The following is a 15,980-nucleotide window of genomic DNA, read 5'->3' as shown; positions in this document are numbered from 1 at the left end:
CGCTACAAACTACACGCCGGTCGCAGCCGGCTCCCGGTTCAGGCAGCGCGCCTGAGTTGGGTGCGGCCGCCCAAGGTGTGGCGGAACAGGTCCTTGGGGTCGTCGGCCGGCGGTACCAGCTCGACCTCCTGGCCGATACCGAGCTCCTGGGCCAGGCGGTAGACCAGACGCAGCGCCGTGTAGTCTTCCAGCGCGAAGCCCACCGAGTCGAACACCGTTACTTGCTCGCGGCTCTGACGTCCTTCGGTCTGACCGGCCAGTACACGCCACAGATCAATCACAGGATGGTCGGCCGGCAGCTGCTGGATATCGCCCTCAATGCGGGTCTGCGGCTCGTACTCGACGAAGATGCGGGCGGCACGCAACACGTCGGCATGCAGCTCGGTCTTGCCGGGGCAGTCGCCACCGACGCCGTTGATGTGCATACCGGGCTCGATCATCTCGGGCGTGATGATGGTGGCGCGGGTCTTGTCAGCCGTCACCGTCGTGACGATGTCGGCGCCGCGAACCGCCTCTGCCACCGAGGCCGCACGGCGGATCTTCAGCGCCGGGAAGGCGGCCAGATTGCGCTCGAGCTTGACGGTGGCGGCCGTGTCGATGTCATAGGCGACGACCTCATTGATGCCCAGTTGGGTGTGGAAGGCCAGGGCCTGGAACTCGCTTTGCGCGCCATTGCCGATCAGTGCCATACGGCGCGAGTCGGGCCGTGCCAGCGCCTTGGCGGCCATCGCAGAGGTGGCGGCGGTGCGCAGCGCCGTGGTCAGTGTCAGCTCGGACAGCAGCAGCGGATAGCCGCTCGCGACATCGGCCAGTACGCCGAAGGCCATCACCGTGTACATGCCGCGACTGGTGTTGACCGGGTGGCCGTTGACATACTTGAAGGCATAGCGATGGGCATCGGCCACCGGCATCAGCTCGATCACACCCTGGGCGGAATGGCTGGCCACGCGGGCCGATTTGTCGAAGTCTTCCCAGCGCAGAAAGTCTTCGCGCAAGGCCTCGCTGAGTTCGGTCATCAGCGCGGCGACGCCGCGTCGTTGCAGCAGCTGGGTCAGGGCGGGTACGTCTACAAAGCGTGTCATCGAAAGTCTCCGGGCGCGGGCTGGCGTTCTTGCTGGCCGCTTTGCGCAAATTCTGAAGAGGAGTGCAGCTAACGAAAAGATGGCAAAGCGATCAATTTGTCTGGTTTGCTTGGCAAAGTGCTAGGCTAAACTTGGCGTTATGGCCAATATCGATGACACCGACCGCGAATTGATTGCCTTGCTGCGCGACAACGCCCGTCTGCCCGTTGTCGCGCTGGTCCGCCAACTGCGGGTGGCGCGGGCGACGGTGCAAAACCGCATTGCACGGCTGGAGCGCGAGGGTGTGATCGTCGGCTACAGCGTCCGGCTGCGGCCCGCCGCCGAGGCCCAGCGCATCCGCGCGCTGATGAGCATCGCGGTGGAGGGCAACCGTGCGGCCGAAGTGCTGCGCGAGCTGCGCGGCCATCCCAATGTGGCGGCCCTGCACAGCACCAACGGGCGCTGGGATCTGGTCGCCGAGCTGCGCTCGGACACCTTGGAGGAGTTCGACCGGGTGCTCAGCGGCGTGCGCCTGATCGAGGGCATCGCGCACACCGAGACCAGCATCCTCTTGTCCACGCACAAGGTGTGAAGGCAGGGCGCGTGACCGAGTTCACGCGCAAACTGGTGTTTACCCTTGGTTCCGGGTATGGGCCTGCCTACACTCGTGCGCTTTGCGCCCATCCCCCGGACCCACATGCTGAAGACCATCAAAAGCCGCCTGATCGCGATTTGCATCCTGATCGTGATCGCCGCCATCGGTGTGGCGACTCTGGCCAGTTATCTAAGCGTCAGCAGCCATGCCCAGCGCCAGGTGCTGGCCCAGCTGAATGATCTGGGCGACGCTCATACCGGCACGATGGGGGCCTGGGTCAAAGCGCAGAAAGACATCGTCACTGCGCTGACGCCTGCCGCCGCGCTGGACAGCCCCCAGCCCATGCTGGAGCAAGCGCTGACGTCCGGCCGCCTGGACCTGGCCTATCTGGGCAGCGCCGACAAGCGCATGGTCTCTGTGCCGGATCGCCAGCGCCCGGCCGAGTACGACCCGACCGCTCGACCCTGGTACAAGCTGGCTGAGGCCAGTGAGGCTGCGGTGATCACCGCGCCCTATATTGCCTCGTCGAGCAAGAAACTGGTGGTCAGCTTCGCCGTTGCCATCAAGGCCGGTGGTAGCACCCGTGCGGTGGCCGGCACCGACGTGGCGCTGGACGATGTGATCGCGACCCTGAAATCGATCAAGCCGACGCCCAGCGGCTTTGCCTTCTTGGTCGAGCCGGGCGGCAAGATCGTCGCCCACCCGGACGCCGCACTGACGCTCAAGCCGGTGGCCGAGCTATCGGCCGCGCTGAGCCCGGACCTGCTGGCCCGTGCCGCCGGCGCCGAGTTGGTTGAGGCCGAAGTGGGCGCGCAGGACTTCTTCCTGAAGGCTACCCGCGTGCCCGGCACCGACTGGACCCTCGTGACCGCGGCCGAGCGCGGCGAGGCGCTCGCCGCGCTGAGCGATTTGCTGGCCACCGCCGGCGTGGCCCTGGTCGCGGTGGCGGTGGTGGCTGCGCTGCTGTCGGCGCTGGCCATCGGCGTGCTGCTCAAGGGCCTGGCCGGCGTGCGCGATGCGATGGACGAGATCGGCTCGGGCAGTGGCGACCTGACCCAGCGTCTACTCGCCCGCGGCGAGGACGAGATCGCCGACATCGCCCGCTCCTTCAATCTCTTTGTTGCCAAGATCGACACAGTCATGCGCGAGGTGCGCGCCACCAGCGAGGACATGGCGGTGGCGGCGCGCCAGATCGCCTCGGGCAACCAGGACCTGAGTCAGCGCACCGAGGAGACCGCCAGTAATCTGCAGCAGACCGCCAGCTCGATGGAAGAGCTGACGAGCACCGTGCGCCACAGCGCCGATGCCGCGGCCAGCGCCAACCAACTGGCCGCGACGGCCTCGGGCGTAGCCCAGCGCGGCGGAGCAGTCGTCGGCCAAGTGGTCAGCACGATGGAGCAGATCAACAGCGCCAGCCGCCGCATCGCCGACATCATCGGCACCATCGACGGCATCGCCTTTCAGACCAATATCCTGGCGCTGAATGCGGCCGTCGAGGCGGCGCGAGCCGGCGAGCAGGGCCGCGGCTTCGCGGTCGTCGCCAGCGAGGTGCGAGCGCTGGCCCAGCGCTCTGCCGGCGCCGCGCGCGAGATCAAGACCCTGATTGGTGCCAGCGTCGAGCAGGTCGAGGCCGGCTCGCGCCTGGTTAGCGAGGCCGGCGGCACGATGGGCGAGATCGTCTCTAGTGTCAGCCAAGTCACATCCATCATGGCCGAGATCAGTGGCGCGACGCGCGAGCAGAGCCAGGGCATCGAGCAGGTCAACACGGCGGTCGCCCAGCTTGACCAGATGACGCAGCGGAATGCCTCCTTGGTCGAAGAATCCGCCGCAGCGGCCGAGAGTCTGAAGGAACAGGCCAACAAGCTGGCCGCGATCGTCGCAGCCTTCAAGGTCAGCGCGCTGCCGGCTTAAAGCTGCATCAGCCGAGCGCCGGCTCCGGCTGGCGCGCCAGCCAGTCGCCCGCCGCAGAGGCCGACAGGGGTTTGCTGAACAAAAAGCCTTGCAGCTCGTTGCAGCCGGCGGCGCGCGCCGCCTCGGCCTGGGCCTGGGTCTCGATGCCCTCTGCCACCACCTTCAGGTCCAGCACGGCGGCCAGCTGGCAGATCGCCCTCACCACCGCGCTGGCGGTGCGCTGAGGCATCGGCTCGATCAGGCTGCGGTCGATCTTGACTGCGTCCAGTGGCATGCTGCGTAGCAGGTTCAGCGAGGAGAAGCCGGTGCCGAAGTCGTCCAGCGCGACCTTGATGCCGAGCTCGTTGAGCCGGCTGATGCGCTCGCAAGCCTGATCGGCGTCGCGCACCGCCGCCGTTTCGGTGATCTCCAAGGTCAGCAGCGCGGCCGGCAGATCGAAAGTCTGCAGCGTGCGGGCGACGAAGGCCGGGAAGCTCGGGTCGTGCAGCTGCAGCGGCGAGACATTCACGGCCACCGGCAGGACCAGTCGACCTTCGGCGCGCCAGTTACTGAGCTGGCGGCAGGCCTGCTGCAGCAGCATCGCACCCAGCGGAACGATCAGGCCGGTGCGCTCGGCCGCTGGGATGAAATCAGCGGGGTTGACCACGCCATGGCTCGGCCGGTGCCAGCGCACCAGGGCTTCGAAGCTCAGCAGTGCGCCGCCGGCGGCAGCGATCTTGGGCTGGTAAACCAGCTCGAATTCTGCGTTCTTCAGCCCGGCTCGCATCGCCTGTTCGGCCAGCATGGTCGCGCTGCTGCTGCGCCTGGGGCTGGCCTCGGCCCAGCGTTCGGCGCTGCCGGGCTCCTGCTTGGCCTCGTGCATCGCGGCACTGGCTTCGCGCAGCAGGCCCTCGGGGTCGCTGGCGGTGTGCGGGAAGCGGGCCACTCCGATCGAGGCGTCGATATAGATCTCGCGAGCGTCTACGGCGAAGGGCCGCGCCAGCCGCGCGCGCAGGCGCCGTGTCAGCTCGTGCAGCAGGGCCGGCTCAGCGCCTGCCGTTACCAGCAGCGCGAACTCGTCCTCGCCCAGATGCATGGTCTGCGCCTGCGGCGTGAACTCGGCCTGCAGCAGCGCGCCGAAAGCGCGCAGCAGCGCATCGCCCGTGGCATGGCCATAAGCCTCGTTGAGCAGCGTGAAACGGTCCAGGTCCAGCCAGATCAGACCAAAGGGGCGGGCCTGCGCGCACAGCTCACGCAAGCGCTGCTGCAGTGCGCTGCGGTTGGGCAGGCCAGTGACCGGGTCGTGGGTGGCCTGGTGCAGCAGGGCCTGGGTAGCGTTGTAGCGCTCGGTATCGTCGCTGATCACCAGATGTTCGGCCGGCCCGTCGGCCCAGTCGATCCGCCAGGACGAGAACATCAGCCGCATCAAGCTGCCGTCGCTGCGCCGGCGCTCGCCTTCCCAGTGCGCGTGGGGCAGCTCGCCGCTGATGATGGCGCGGCGGCGCTGCAATGCCGACGCGCGCAGGCTCGCCGGCTGCTGCTGCTGGTAATGCTTGAACTCGGCCAGGCTGGCGACGCCGTAGAGTTCGAGCAGGGCCGCGTTCGCATAAAGCGGTTCGTCCTCGCGGGCCACCAGCACGCCCTGGTGCGAATGCTCGGTCATGTAGTGCAGCTGGGTGCGCAGGCCGCGGGACTCCAGGCTGCTGCGCCGAAGCGCCGCATGCAGCAGGCTGATGCCTAGCAACATGCGCAGCGCCGCACCGATGCTGGACTGCAGGCCAAGGGCGGCCTCGCCGCCGAGCGCGAAAGTGAACTGGTTCAGGCCTATCAGCACCAGGCTCAGGCCGGCCAGCCGCTCGGCCTTGCCATGTGGCCAGAGCCAGCGCAGTGCGGCCACGCCCAGCAAGGTGTTCAGCGCGGCGCCGGAGCCCTGAGCCGCCGCGATGCTCTGGTCGAGCAGTGCACCGAGCAGGCCCAGCAGGCCCAGGCCCAGCGCCGTGGCCTGCCGCCAGCTCAGTGGGCGGCCGACCAGGTCGCGCAGACCGGCCACCATCATCAGCATGCTCAGCGCGCCGGAAGCCGCGAGGCCGAAGCCGCCGAGGCTGTGGAGCAGCCCCTCACTTTGGCGCCACAGCAAATAGGCCGGGGTGGCGAGCACCTGGGCCAGAAAGCTCGCACCCAGCAGCCGGTTGAAGCCCTGACTGCGTTCACGCGCCCAGGTCAGCCACAGCGCGAGACCGAGTATCAGATTGACCGAGAGGTTGAACGCGAGCGCGTAGATCACGAAGGGGGGGGCTTGGACGAGGGGGCGCGAGAGGATTCAATTTTGCTTACATCTTAGGCCGCCGGTGTTTGGACGCGCGGCTGACAAATGAGCATTAATGCCGCCCCGACGGCCCTCTCATGGGGGGGGCAGCCGGGCATTGACTCCTCGGGGCTGAAGATGGCCGAGTTCTCGGTCAGGCGGGCAGCCTCCTCCCGAAAGCTGGCCGCTGCCGCCGCAGACTCCTCGACCAGCGCTGCATTTTGCTGTGTGACCTGGTCGAGCGCTGGGATGGTTGCGTTGACGCGGAGGATGTTGCCAACTTTGCTGGGCCGATGCATTGGCGATGTCGACGATCAGGAGGGCCTCGCGCTGCATCGCCTGAACGATCTCCTGCATCGCGCCCGCGGCTGCGCTCCTCAGCCGTGCGCCGCTGGCGACCTGCTATGGCTGGCGCAAAAAGCAAAGGCGCCGCAGCGCCTTTGTCCTGAGCGCGGGCCAGGGCCCTGGTTCAGCCGGCGCTGATGCGCTTACTCAGATGAGCCAGCGCCTCCTCGACCTGATCGACCAGCACCAGGCACAGGTCGCCTGGCTGCAGCCGCGCCAGTGCGGTGTCGATCGCGACGAACTCGCCGCGGATCTCCTGCACATGGCGGGTGCGGGTCGAGCCCTCCAAACCTTGGCGCAGCAGGGCAAGCACCTCGCCGTCTTCGCGACCCCGCTGGCAGGCATCCTGGAACAGCAAGACCTCGTCGAAGGCCCGGCCAAGGATCTGAGTTTGGGCGCGGATGTCCTCGTCGCGGCGGTCACCGGCGCCGCTGATCACGACCGAGCGGGTCTTGGCCGGCAGCGCATCGACGGCTGCCACCAGCGCGCGCATCGCGTCGGCGTTGTGCCCGTAGTCGGCCACGACGGTGGCGCCGCGATAGTCCATGACATTGAAGCGGCCCGGCACATTGTCGGCATCATTGCTGAAGCTGGCGACGCCGCGCCGTATTGTGTCCCAGTCAAGGCCGACGCCCCAGCCCGCCGCCACGGCCGCCATCGCGTTCTCGACTTGGAAGGGGATGGTGCCGCCGCGGGTGAAGGGGATGTCGCGCAGCGGCAGGGTCTCGCGCCAGGAGCCCTGTGCCGCGACCAGTTGGTCGCCATCCAGATAGACGCAGCGCTTGCCTTGGGCGCGGTGCGTGGCCATCAGCGGGTGATGGCGGTCGGCCGCGAAGAAGATGATCTGGCCCGGGCAGACCGGGGCCATCGCAGCCACCACCGGGTCAGCGGCGTTGAGCACCGCATAGCCGCTCGGCGCGACGTTCTGCACGATCACCCGCTTGACCAGGGCCAGTTCCTCAACGGTGTTGAGGAAGTTCATGCCCAGGTGGTCGCCCTCGCCGAGGTTGGTGACCACGGCCACCTGGCAGCGGTCAAAGCCCAGACCCTCGCGCAGCACGCCGCCGCGCGCGGTCTCGAACACGGCCGCCTCCACATCCGGGTGCATCAGCACATTGCGCGCGCTCTTCGGGCCTGAGCAGTCGCCGCTATCGATCTGGCGGCCGTCGACATAGACGCCGTCGGTATTGGTCATGCCGACCTTCAGGCCGCAGGTCGCGAACAGATGGGCGATCAGCCGCGTCACGGTGGTTTTGCCATTGGTGCCGGTGACGGCGACCACCGGGATACGACCATCCTCACTCTTGTGGCCATGGCCGTAGAGGTGGGCGATGATGGCCTCGCCGACCGGGCGCCCCTTGCCATAGCTCGGGCTCAAATGCATGCGCAGGCCCGGTGCGGCGTTGACCTCGACGACACCGCCGCTTTGCTCCTCCAGCGGCTGCAGCACGCTCTCGGCCACCACATCGACGCCGCAGACATGAAGGCCGACCACCTGCGCAGCCGCCACCGCACGGGCTGCGACATCAGGGTGCACGTCATCGGTGACATCGGTGGCGGTGCCCCCGGTCGACAGATTGGCGTTGTTGCGCAGGATCACGCGTTGTCCCTTGTCGGGCACCGAAGCCGGAGTCAGGTCTTGCAGCGCCAGACGCGCGACGGCGATGTCGTCGAAGCGGATCTTGGTCAGCGAAGTGGCATGGCCGTCGCCGCGTTTCGGGTCGGCATTGACCTTGTCGACCAGCTGCTTGACTGTCAACACCCCGTCGCCGATCACATGCGGTGGGTCGCGACGCGCGGCAGCGATCAGCTTGTCGCCGATCACGAGCAAGCGGTAGTCGCTGCCGGGCAGGAATTTCTCGACCATCACCTGGCCGATCTCGTCGGCGGCCTTGTAGGCGATTTCCATATGGTCGCGGCTGGCTACATTGACCGTGACGCCCTTGCCCTGGTTGCCGTCCTGAGGCTTGACCACCACCGGCAGCCCGACCTCCAGCGCGGCAGCCCAGGCATCGTCAATGCTGTCGACCGGGCGGCCGATCGGCACCGGTACGCCGGCCGACTGCAACAGGCGCTTGCTGAGGTCCTTGTCCTGCGCAATCGATTCAGAGACGGCGCTGGTCGCGTCGACCTCGGCGGCCCAGATGCGGCGCTGCTTGGCGCCCCAGCCGAACTGCACCAGGCTGCCTTGGGTCAGGCGGCGGTAGGGGATGCCGCGGGCCATCGCCGCGTCGACGATAGAACCGGTCGACGGGCCCAGGCGCACGTCCTCGTCAAGCTCGCGCAGCTGGGCCAGCGTTGCGTCGATGTCAAAACCGGTGTTGTCGAGTGCGGCCTGCAGCAGCCGGACGGCCGCGTCGAAAGCCATGCGGCCGACATCCTCCTCGCTGTACTCAACCACCACTTGGTAGGTGCCGGGCTCGCCGGTGGCATGGGTGTGGCTGAAGGTCACCGGGCAGCCGGCCTGGGCCTGCAGGGCCAGCGCCGCCTGCTCCAGAAGCTTGGCCAGCGGCAGCGGCAGCTCGGGGGCGCCGCGGGAACGCAGCGCCCCGATGCCGGGGAACAGGGCGCGCAGTCGCGCCTCGAAGCCGGCCTGGTCGGCGACCTGTCGTTCGGCGTCGCCGCAACTGACCACGGCTTCGATGGCCGTGTGACGGCTCCACATATTCGGGCCGCGCAGGGCGCGGATGCGTGAGACTTCCATAGGGGGCTCGTTGCTTCTGGAGTGCTGTTAGACCGACTCGGGCACGAAAGTGTCCAGGCCTGCTGAGATCAGTTCGGGCGAGATGTTCAGCGCCCAGGCAGTGGCGACGGCGGCCAGCGCGGTGGCCGCGTCCAGTGGCTGGCCGGCGGCCGCAAAGCGCGCCAGCAAGGCCTCGACATTGGCGCCGGCGGTTTCCGACAGGCCCTGCGCCAGCATCGCGGCGCCGTCGCGCAGGAATACGGTGCGGCTGCCGGCGGCGCGCTGCTCGGCCAGCGTGGCGGCGTCCAACGCATAGAACAGCACATCGCCGTCGCTGAGGCGGGCCATGTCAAGCAGCCTGGGTTCGTCGGCATTGAGCACCGCGGCACCGTCGGGCAGCACCACATCAACCTGGGTGCGCAGCACCTTGAAGAGCTGGTCCTCGCTGCGCACATCGAAGTCGTCGAGGCTGCCCAGGCCACCCATATCGGTGACCAGGCCGATCTGGCAGCGGTCATAGGCCAGGCCGTCGCGCAGGATGGCGGCGGCATTGTTCTCGATAACAACTGCGTCGACGCCGCGGTTCATCAGCAGGCGGTGGGCAGCGCTCCAATGGGCTGAGTCGGACTTCTCGACGCGACGATTGCCGAGAAACAGGCCCTGGCCGCAGGCCAGGCCGACCGAGCGCCCGTTCAGGTGCAGCAGCCAGGCCACCAGTCGAGCGATCTGGGCGCCGCCGCGCGAGCCGGCCACGCCGATGATGGGGATGCGGCCGTTCTCGTCGGCGGCGAACAGGTGGTCGATGATGGCCTGGCCGACCGGCTGCGGGCTTCCCGAGGCCGGCTTTAGATGCATCAGCAGGCCCGGGCCTGCATTGACCTCGACGATGGCGCCGCCGGTCTCGGCCAGAGGCTTGGCGATGTCCTCGGTCACCAGGTCGACGCCGGCGATGTCCAGGCCGATGGTGCGGGCCGCCAGCGAGACGGCATGGGCCACCTCGGGATGGACCTCGGCAGTGCAGTCGATGGCGACGTTGCCGTTGCGCTGTATCAGCACTCGCTGGCCGGCCGTCGGCACCGCCTCGGGCGAGACGCCCTGGCGTTGCAAGTCCAGCAGCACGACGGGGTCGTCGCTGATGTCGATGCGGTTGAGCGGGAAGTCCTCGGTCAGGCCGCGGCGAGGGTCGGTGTTGATCTGCAGATCGATCAGTTCGACCACCGTGTGCCGGCCGTCGCCGGTGATCCAGGCTTCCTCGCCGCGCGCGGCCGCGACTACCTGGCCGCCGACCACCAGCAGGCGGTGTTCCATGCCACGGATATAGGGCTCGACCAACACCTCCGAGCCTTCCTTGTCGGCGACGTGGAAGGCCGATTCGATGTCGGCGCGCTCGCGCAGGTCCAGCGTCACGCCGCGGCCATGGTTGCCGTCCGAAGGTTTGACGACGACCGGGAAACCGATGTCCTGGGCTGCGTCCCACGCAGCCTCGGCGCTCTTGACGGTGGCGCCCTCTGGCACCGGCACGCCGACCGCCTTCAGCAGGGTCTTGGTCAGGTCCTTGTCGCCGGCGATGCCTTCGGCGATCGCGCTGGTCATATCGGTCTCGGCGGTCCAGATGCGGCGCTGGCGTGCGCCATGGCCCAGCTGCACCAAATTGCCATCGTTCAGACGGATGTGCGGGATGCGACGGTCGGTAGCGGCGGCGACAATGGCCGCGGTTGACGGGCCCAGATAGCAGTCGTCCAGCTTGTCGCGCACCCTGGCCACTGCGGCCTGCACCTCGAAGGGCTGCTCGTTGATGGTGGCCATCAGCAAGGCATGCCCCTCGGCCAGTGCGGCGCGGGCGACCTGCTCGTCGCGGGCACGGAACACCATGCGGTAGACCCCGGTTTTCGAGGTGCTGCGGGTCTGACCGAAGCCGGTAGGCATGCCGGACAGGTTCAGCAGCTCGATGACGATGTGCTCCAGCACATGGCCCATCCAGGTGCCTTCGGTCAGGCGCTGCAAAAAGCCGCCGCGCTCGCCGACGCCGCAGTGGTGTTCGATCAGGGCCGGCAACCGCTCGGTGAGCCGCTCGGTAAAGCCGGGCAGCAGGTTGGAGGGGTAGTCCTCCAGCTCGCCCAGGTCCAGCCAGACCTCCAGGACCGGACGATAGGTCCACATATTCGGGCCGCGCAGATAGTTGACGCGCAGGAGCTTGATGTCGGATTTAGGACTCATAAGGGCGGGGCCGAGGCCGGCCAAAAGCGATAGCTGGGGTATGACGATGCGAGATTGTGCGCCCGGCGCGCGCCGGGCGGTGTGGCGCGCAGCCAGCACCGGGTTTCATGCCGGCAGTTGTCTTTCGGCGAGAATTCGGGGTTCAATACAGCGCGCGGGCCGCCTCAAGAGCGCTTCTCGAAAAACATCACAATGCAGCATCATCATCCCGCCGACGCCCCCCAGCACCCCCAATGGGCCGCCTTGCAGGCGCGTCTTTCAGACGCTGAGAACGCGGCGACGGTGCTGGAGGTTGACCTGGACTCCGCCGGGCGCTTCAACCGGGGCCTGCTGGTTCTGACCGACTGCCGCCTGCTGGCCTGGGATCCGGCCACGAGCGCCTGGAGCGAATGGGCGCTGCGACCGGATCTGGCGATGCGCATCTCCGACCATGCTGGCATCGGCAGCCTGGAACTGGTGGACGGCAGCCAACGGCTGGCGTTGTGGCGCTTTACGCTGCAGATGAATCTGCAAGCGCAGCGCTGGCATGAGGCATTTGAGCGCCGCAACGAGCCGGCCCGGCCGGATGCCGAGGAGCTGAGCTTCTGCCCCAGCTGCAAGGCGCCGCTGCCACCCCGCAGCGATGAGGGCAGCGAGGAATGCCCGACCTGCGCGCGCGAGCTGCACACGCCGCCTTCCACCTGGGTGCTGCTGCGACTGTGGCGTTTTGCCAAGCCCTACCAGGGTCAACTCTTGCTTGGTTTTGCGCTGATGCTGGGTTCGACCGCCGCGACCCTGGTGGCCCCCTATCTGACCATGCCCTTGATGGACAAGGTACTGATCCCCTTTCAGCAGGGCCAGCGAATTGACCCCTGGGTGGTCGGACTTTATCTGAGTGGCCTGCTGGGTGCCGGCCTGGTGTCCTGGCTGCTGGGCTGGGCCAAGACCTATATTTTGGCCTTGGTATCCGAGCGCATCGCCGCCGACCTGCGCACCACCACTTTCGACCATTTGCTGAGTCTGTCGCTGGAGTATTTTGGCAACAAGCGTACCGGTGACCTGATGAGCCGCATCGGCAGCGAGACCGACCGGCTCAGCGTCTTCTTGTCCCTGCATGCGCTGGACTTCATCACCGATGTGCTGATGCTGGTGATGACGGCCACCATCCTGTTCTCGATCAACCCCTGGCTGGCGCTGGCGACGCTGCTGCCGCTGCCCTTCATCGCCTGGATGATCCATCTGGTGCGTGACCGGCTACGCACCGGCTTCGAGAAGATCGACCGGGTCTGGGGCGAGGTCACCAGCGTGCTGGCCGACACCATCCCCGGCATCCGCGTCGTCAAGGCCTTCGCCCAGGAAAAGCGTGAGGCCCAGCGCTTCCACCAGGCCAATGCCCATAACCTGGCCGTCAATGACAAGCTCAACAAGACCTGGAGCCTGTTCACCCCGACCGTCTCGCTGCTGACCGAAATCGGCCTGCTGGTGGTCTGGGGCTTTGGTATCTATCTGGTGGCTGGCGGCGACATCACGGTGGGTGTGCTGACCGCCTTCATCGCCTATATCGGCCGTTTCTATGGCCGCATGGACTCGATGAGCCGCATCGTCTCGGTGACGCAAAAGGCCGCCGCCGGTGCCAAGCGCATCTTCGACATCATCGACCATCAATCCAATGTGCCTGAGCCCACCAATCCGCTTCCACTGGGTGCGGTCAAGGGTGGCATCCAGATCGAGGATATCGGTTTTCGCTACGGCAACCGCGCGGTGATCCGTGGCCTGAGTCTGGACATCCGGCCGGGCGAGATGATAGGTTTGGTCGGGCACAGCGGCTCGGGCAAGAGCACTTTGGTGAACCTGATCTGCCGCTTCTACGATGTCACCGAGGGGGCAATCAAGGTTGACGGCACCGATTTGCGCCGCATCGGCGTGGCCGACTATCGCCGCCATATCGGCCTGGTGCTGCAGGAGCCCTTCCTGTTCTTTGGCACGATCGCCGAGAACATCGCCTACGGCAAACCTGATGCGACGCGCGAGGAGATCGTCGCCGCCGCCCGAGCCGCCCATGCGCACGAGTTCATCCTGCGCCTGGCCCAGGGCTACGACTCGCTCGTTGGCGAGCGCGGCCAGGGCCTGTCAGGCGGCGAGCGCCAGCGCATCTCGATTGCCCGCGCCTTGCTGATCAACCCTCGCATTCTGATTCTCGATGAGGCCACCTCCTCGGTCGATACCGAGACCGAGAAGGAGATCCAGAAGGCGCTGGACAATCTGGTGCAGGGCCGCACGACGATTGCGATCGCCCACCGGCTCTCGACCCTGCGCAAGGCCGACCGGCTGGTCGTGATGGACCGCGGCCAGGTGGTCGAGGTCGGGCCGCATGAGGAGCTGATGGCCAAGCAGGGCTATTACTGGCGTCTCTACGAGGCCCAGGCGCGCCGCGTCGATGCGGACGACGAGCAGCCGGCCTTGCTGCCTAACCCCAACGCCCACACGGTGCAAGCATGAGCAGCTACCGCCAACTCTTCCGCAATGCCTTCGGCCGCTTGGTGATGCTCGATGCCGAGGGCGTCGAGCATGTCGGCGTCACCCCAGTGCGTGCGCATCCGATCTCGGCGCCCGATGAAGGCGTCTCGCTGCTGGGCATCGATGGTCATGAGCTGGCCTGGATTGACCGGCTTTCTGCGCTGCCGGCGCCCGAGCGCGAGCTGCTGGAGACTGAATTCGCCGGCCGGGAGTTTGTGCCGACGGTGCTGGCCATCGTCAAGGTGTCGACCTTTTCGACCCCCAGCCAGTGGACGGTGCAGACCGAACGCGGCCAGACCCAGTTCATCTTGAAGACCGAAGAAGACATCCGCCGGCTCGACGAAGGCCGACTACTGATCGCCAGCAGCCACGGCATCCAGTTCCTAGTGCCGGATCGTTTCGCGCTGGATCGGGCCTCAAGACGGGTGCTGGAGCGATTCCTCTGATCAGACGGCCGAGGCCGGCAGGCCGAACAGCCGGTCGAAGGCCAGGTTGAAGACGAACGTGTAGATCAGGAAGAAGACGATCAGGCCGAAGTCCAGCAGCAGGGCCTGCCACAGCGAAATGTCGAGCCACCAGGCGAACAAAGGCACCAGCATCACGATCAGGCCGGCCTCAAAGCCCAGGGCGTGGGCAATTCGCCGCGCCAGGCTGCGGCCGCGCCGGGTTTGGCGGGCCTCCCAGGCCTCGAACAAGTGGGTATAGGCCAGATTCCAGGCCAGCGCGATGGCCGATGAGGCGAGGGCGGCGATGCCTGCATGGGCCAGCGCGCTGCCGGCCAGCAGGGTCAGGCCGGCGCTGGTCAGGCCGACCGCAAACAGCTCGTAGAGCGACACATAGACCAGTCGGCGCCTGATGCCTTGCATGAAAAATCCTGTCCTGAAGCGGGAATTTCGCCATCGTACGGATTCTTTTCTGATAGACAAAGTCGACAGCTGTCAGAATTTCTGACAAATTGTGGACATGGCTCTGCATAGCGACAACCTGCTGCTCTTCCTTGCGGTGCTGGACCAGGGTTCGTTCTCGGCGGCGGCGCGGGCGCTGGGCCGGGTGCCTTCTGCGGTCAGTATGGCGGTGGCACAGATGGAGGCCGAGCTGGAGCTGCGTCTGTTCGAGCGAAGCACCCGGGAGTTGCGGCCCACCGAGGAAGCCAGGGCGCTGGAGCCACAAGCGCGTCAGCTGGTCGCCCGGCTGGCTCAGTTGCAGGCCCATGCGCTGGCCCTGCACCAGGGGCTGGAGCGACGCCTAACCCTGGCGATCGCGCCCGAGCTCCTGTCGGCGGCCTGGAGTGAGGCTCTGGCCCAGCTGGCCGACGAATATCCCGCGCTGGAGGTGGACGTGCTATCGGCGCCGCAGGCGGCAGTGCTGCGCATGTTGCACGCCGGCGAGATCGATTTGGCCCTGGTGTTCGAGCGGGTCGGCTTCGACGAGCGCGAGAGCTTCCAGGAGCTGGGCAGCGAGCGGCTGGTCGCGGTGATGGCGCCGCAGCATCCGCTGGCCGGCCAACGCCTGCGCCAGGACCAATGGGCCGAGCTGCGCCAGATCGCGGTCGCCCGGCGCGACGCCGGCACAGCCGACGACCCTCGGGTGCTGGTCTCGCGCCGGCTCTGGCGCACCGACAGCCACCTGGCCACGCTGAGCCTGGTGCAGGCAGGCCTGGGCTGGGCCTTTTTGCCGCAGCGCATGGTGGATCCACTGCTGGAGGCCGGCGCCTTGCTGCAGATCGAGTTCGAGAACATGAGCAACGAGGTGCGGCTTTGGGTCGATGTGGTCTGGCGCCGCGACCGGCCATTGGGTCTGGGAGCGCGGCGATTCATCGCGCTGATGCGACCAGGGTACCAAGGGTAACTACTTAGGTAGAGCTGCAACAGACCAAGGCTTGCCGATTCTCACTAGAATTGACGTTTACGTAAACGTAACTCAACCGGAGCCTGCATGCAGCCCACCGATGACAGCGATGCCCAGCGAGTGCGAGCCTCCTTCGAACGTCAGGCAGTGATGGCCACCCTGGGCGCCAGCCTGGCCGAGGTGGCGCCGGGCCGGGTCGTGATCACGATGGCGCACCGCCCCGAGCTGACTCAGCAGCACGGGTTTTTGCATGCCGGCATCGTCGCCACGGCGCTGGACTCGGCCTGCGGTTATGCGGCTTTCAGTCTGATGCCGCCCGACGCGGCGGTGCTGACGATCGAATTCAAGATCAATCTGCTGTCTCCGGCGCGCGGTCCCTGGTTCCGTTTCGAAGGTCAGGTCGGCAAGGCCGGCCGTACCATCAGCGTAGTCGATGGCCGTGCCTGGGGCGCCGCCGAGCCCGGCGCCGAAGAAAAGCTGGTGGCGACGATGAGCGCCACCGTGATGACCGTTCTGGGCCGCGATGGCCTGATGCACTGA

Annotated in this window: 11 protein-coding genes; 6 read left to right on the top strand and 5 right to left on the bottom strand. The window is 67.0% G+C overall.

Annotated features, from left to right (window positions below):
* Positions 1-38 precede the first annotated feature (38 nt).
* Positions 39-1,082: an ornithine cyclodeaminase gene (locus OOZ63_RS16785; RefSeq protein WP_266006733.1), complete on the bottom strand. Its 1,044-nt coding sequence runs from the start codon at positions 1,080-1,082 to the stop codon at positions 39-41.
* A gap of 139 nt (positions 1,083-1,221) precedes the next feature.
* On the opposite strand from OOZ63_RS16785, the gene OOZ63_RS16780 reads away from it, so the two are divergent.
* Both OOZ63_RS16780 and OOZ63_RS16775 read left to right on the top strand, forming a co-directional pair.
* A complete protein-coding gene (locus OOZ63_RS16780; protein ID WP_266006732.1) occupies positions 1,222-1,653 on the top strand; it encodes an Lrp/AsnC family transcriptional regulator in 432 nt (143 codons plus the stop codon).
* A 105-nt stretch (positions 1,654-1,758) separates the two neighbouring features.
* Positions 1,759-3,567, top strand: coding sequence for a methyl-accepting chemotaxis protein (locus OOZ63_RS16775; protein WP_266006731.1), 1,809 nt, complete (start codon positions 1,759-1,761; stop codon positions 3,565-3,567).
* A gap of 7 nt (positions 3,568-3,574) precedes the next feature.
* Here the strand turns inward: OOZ63_RS16775 and OOZ63_RS16770 are convergent, their stop codons facing one another.
* The 3 genes from OOZ63_RS16770 to cphA (OOZ63_RS16760) form a co-directional block, all read right to left on the bottom strand.
* Positions 3,575-5,830: a putative bifunctional diguanylate cyclase/phosphodiesterase gene (locus OOZ63_RS16770; protein WP_266006730.1), complete on the bottom strand. Its 2,256-nt coding sequence runs from the start codon at positions 5,828-5,830 to the stop codon at positions 3,575-3,577.
* Between the two features lie 490 nt (positions 5,831-6,320).
* On the bottom strand, positions 6,321-8,900 hold the full coding sequence (cphA, locus tag OOZ63_RS16765) for a cyanophycin synthetase (protein WP_266006729.1): 2,580 nt from the start codon (positions 8,898-8,900) through the stop codon (positions 6,321-6,323).
* Positions 8,901-8,927: 27 nt separating this feature from the next.
* Positions 8,928-11,096 carry a cyanophycin synthetase gene (gene cphA, locus OOZ63_RS16760; protein WP_266006728.1) on the bottom strand — a complete coding sequence of 723 codons (2,169 nt, stop codon included), beginning with the start codon at positions 11,094-11,096 and terminating at the stop codon, positions 8,928-8,930.
* A 192-nt stretch (positions 11,097-11,288) separates the two neighbouring features.
* Here cphA (OOZ63_RS16760) and OOZ63_RS16755 point away from each other — a divergent pair, with 192 nt between their 5' ends.
* The gene (locus OOZ63_RS16755) at positions 11,289-13,574 is read left to right on the top strand and encodes an ABC transporter ATP-binding protein (RefSeq protein ID WP_266006727.1); all 2,286 of its coding nucleotides are present in this window, start codon (positions 11,289-11,291) and stop codon (positions 13,572-13,574) included.
* The gene (locus tag OOZ63_RS16750) at positions 13,571-14,038 is read left to right on the top strand and encodes a DUF1854 domain-containing protein (protein ID WP_266006726.1); all 468 of its coding nucleotides are present in this window, start codon (positions 13,571-13,573) and stop codon (positions 14,036-14,038) included. Before OOZ63_RS16755 ends, OOZ63_RS16750 begins: the two co-directional genes overlap by 4 nt.
* Here the strand turns inward: OOZ63_RS16750 and OOZ63_RS16745 are convergent, their stop codons facing one another.
* A complete protein-coding gene (locus tag OOZ63_RS16745; protein ID WP_266006725.1) occupies positions 14,039-14,458 on the bottom strand; it encodes a PACE efflux transporter in 420 nt (139 codons plus the stop codon).
* A 97-nt stretch (positions 14,459-14,555) separates the two neighbouring features.
* Here OOZ63_RS16745 and OOZ63_RS16740 point away from each other — a divergent pair, with 97 nt between their 5' ends.
* Together OOZ63_RS16740 and OOZ63_RS16735 are read left to right on the top strand one after the other, a co-directional pair.
* Positions 14,556-15,440, top strand: a complete 885-nt coding sequence (locus OOZ63_RS16740; protein ID WP_266006724.1) for a LysR family transcriptional regulator — start codon at positions 14,556-14,558, stop codon at positions 15,438-15,440.
* Positions 15,441-15,527: 87 nt separating this feature from the next.
* Positions 15,528-15,980 (top strand): PaaI family thioesterase, encoded by a 453-nt coding sequence (locus tag OOZ63_RS16735; RefSeq protein ID WP_266006723.1) that lies wholly within the window; start codon positions 15,528-15,530, stop codon positions 15,978-15,980.

The organism is Paucibacter sp. PLA-PC-4 (assembly GCF_026241155.1).
Lineage (GTDB): Bacteria > Pseudomonadota > Gammaproteobacteria > Burkholderiales > Burkholderiaceae_C > Roseateles_E.
This window is presented reverse-complemented; position numbering and strand designations above follow the sequence as displayed.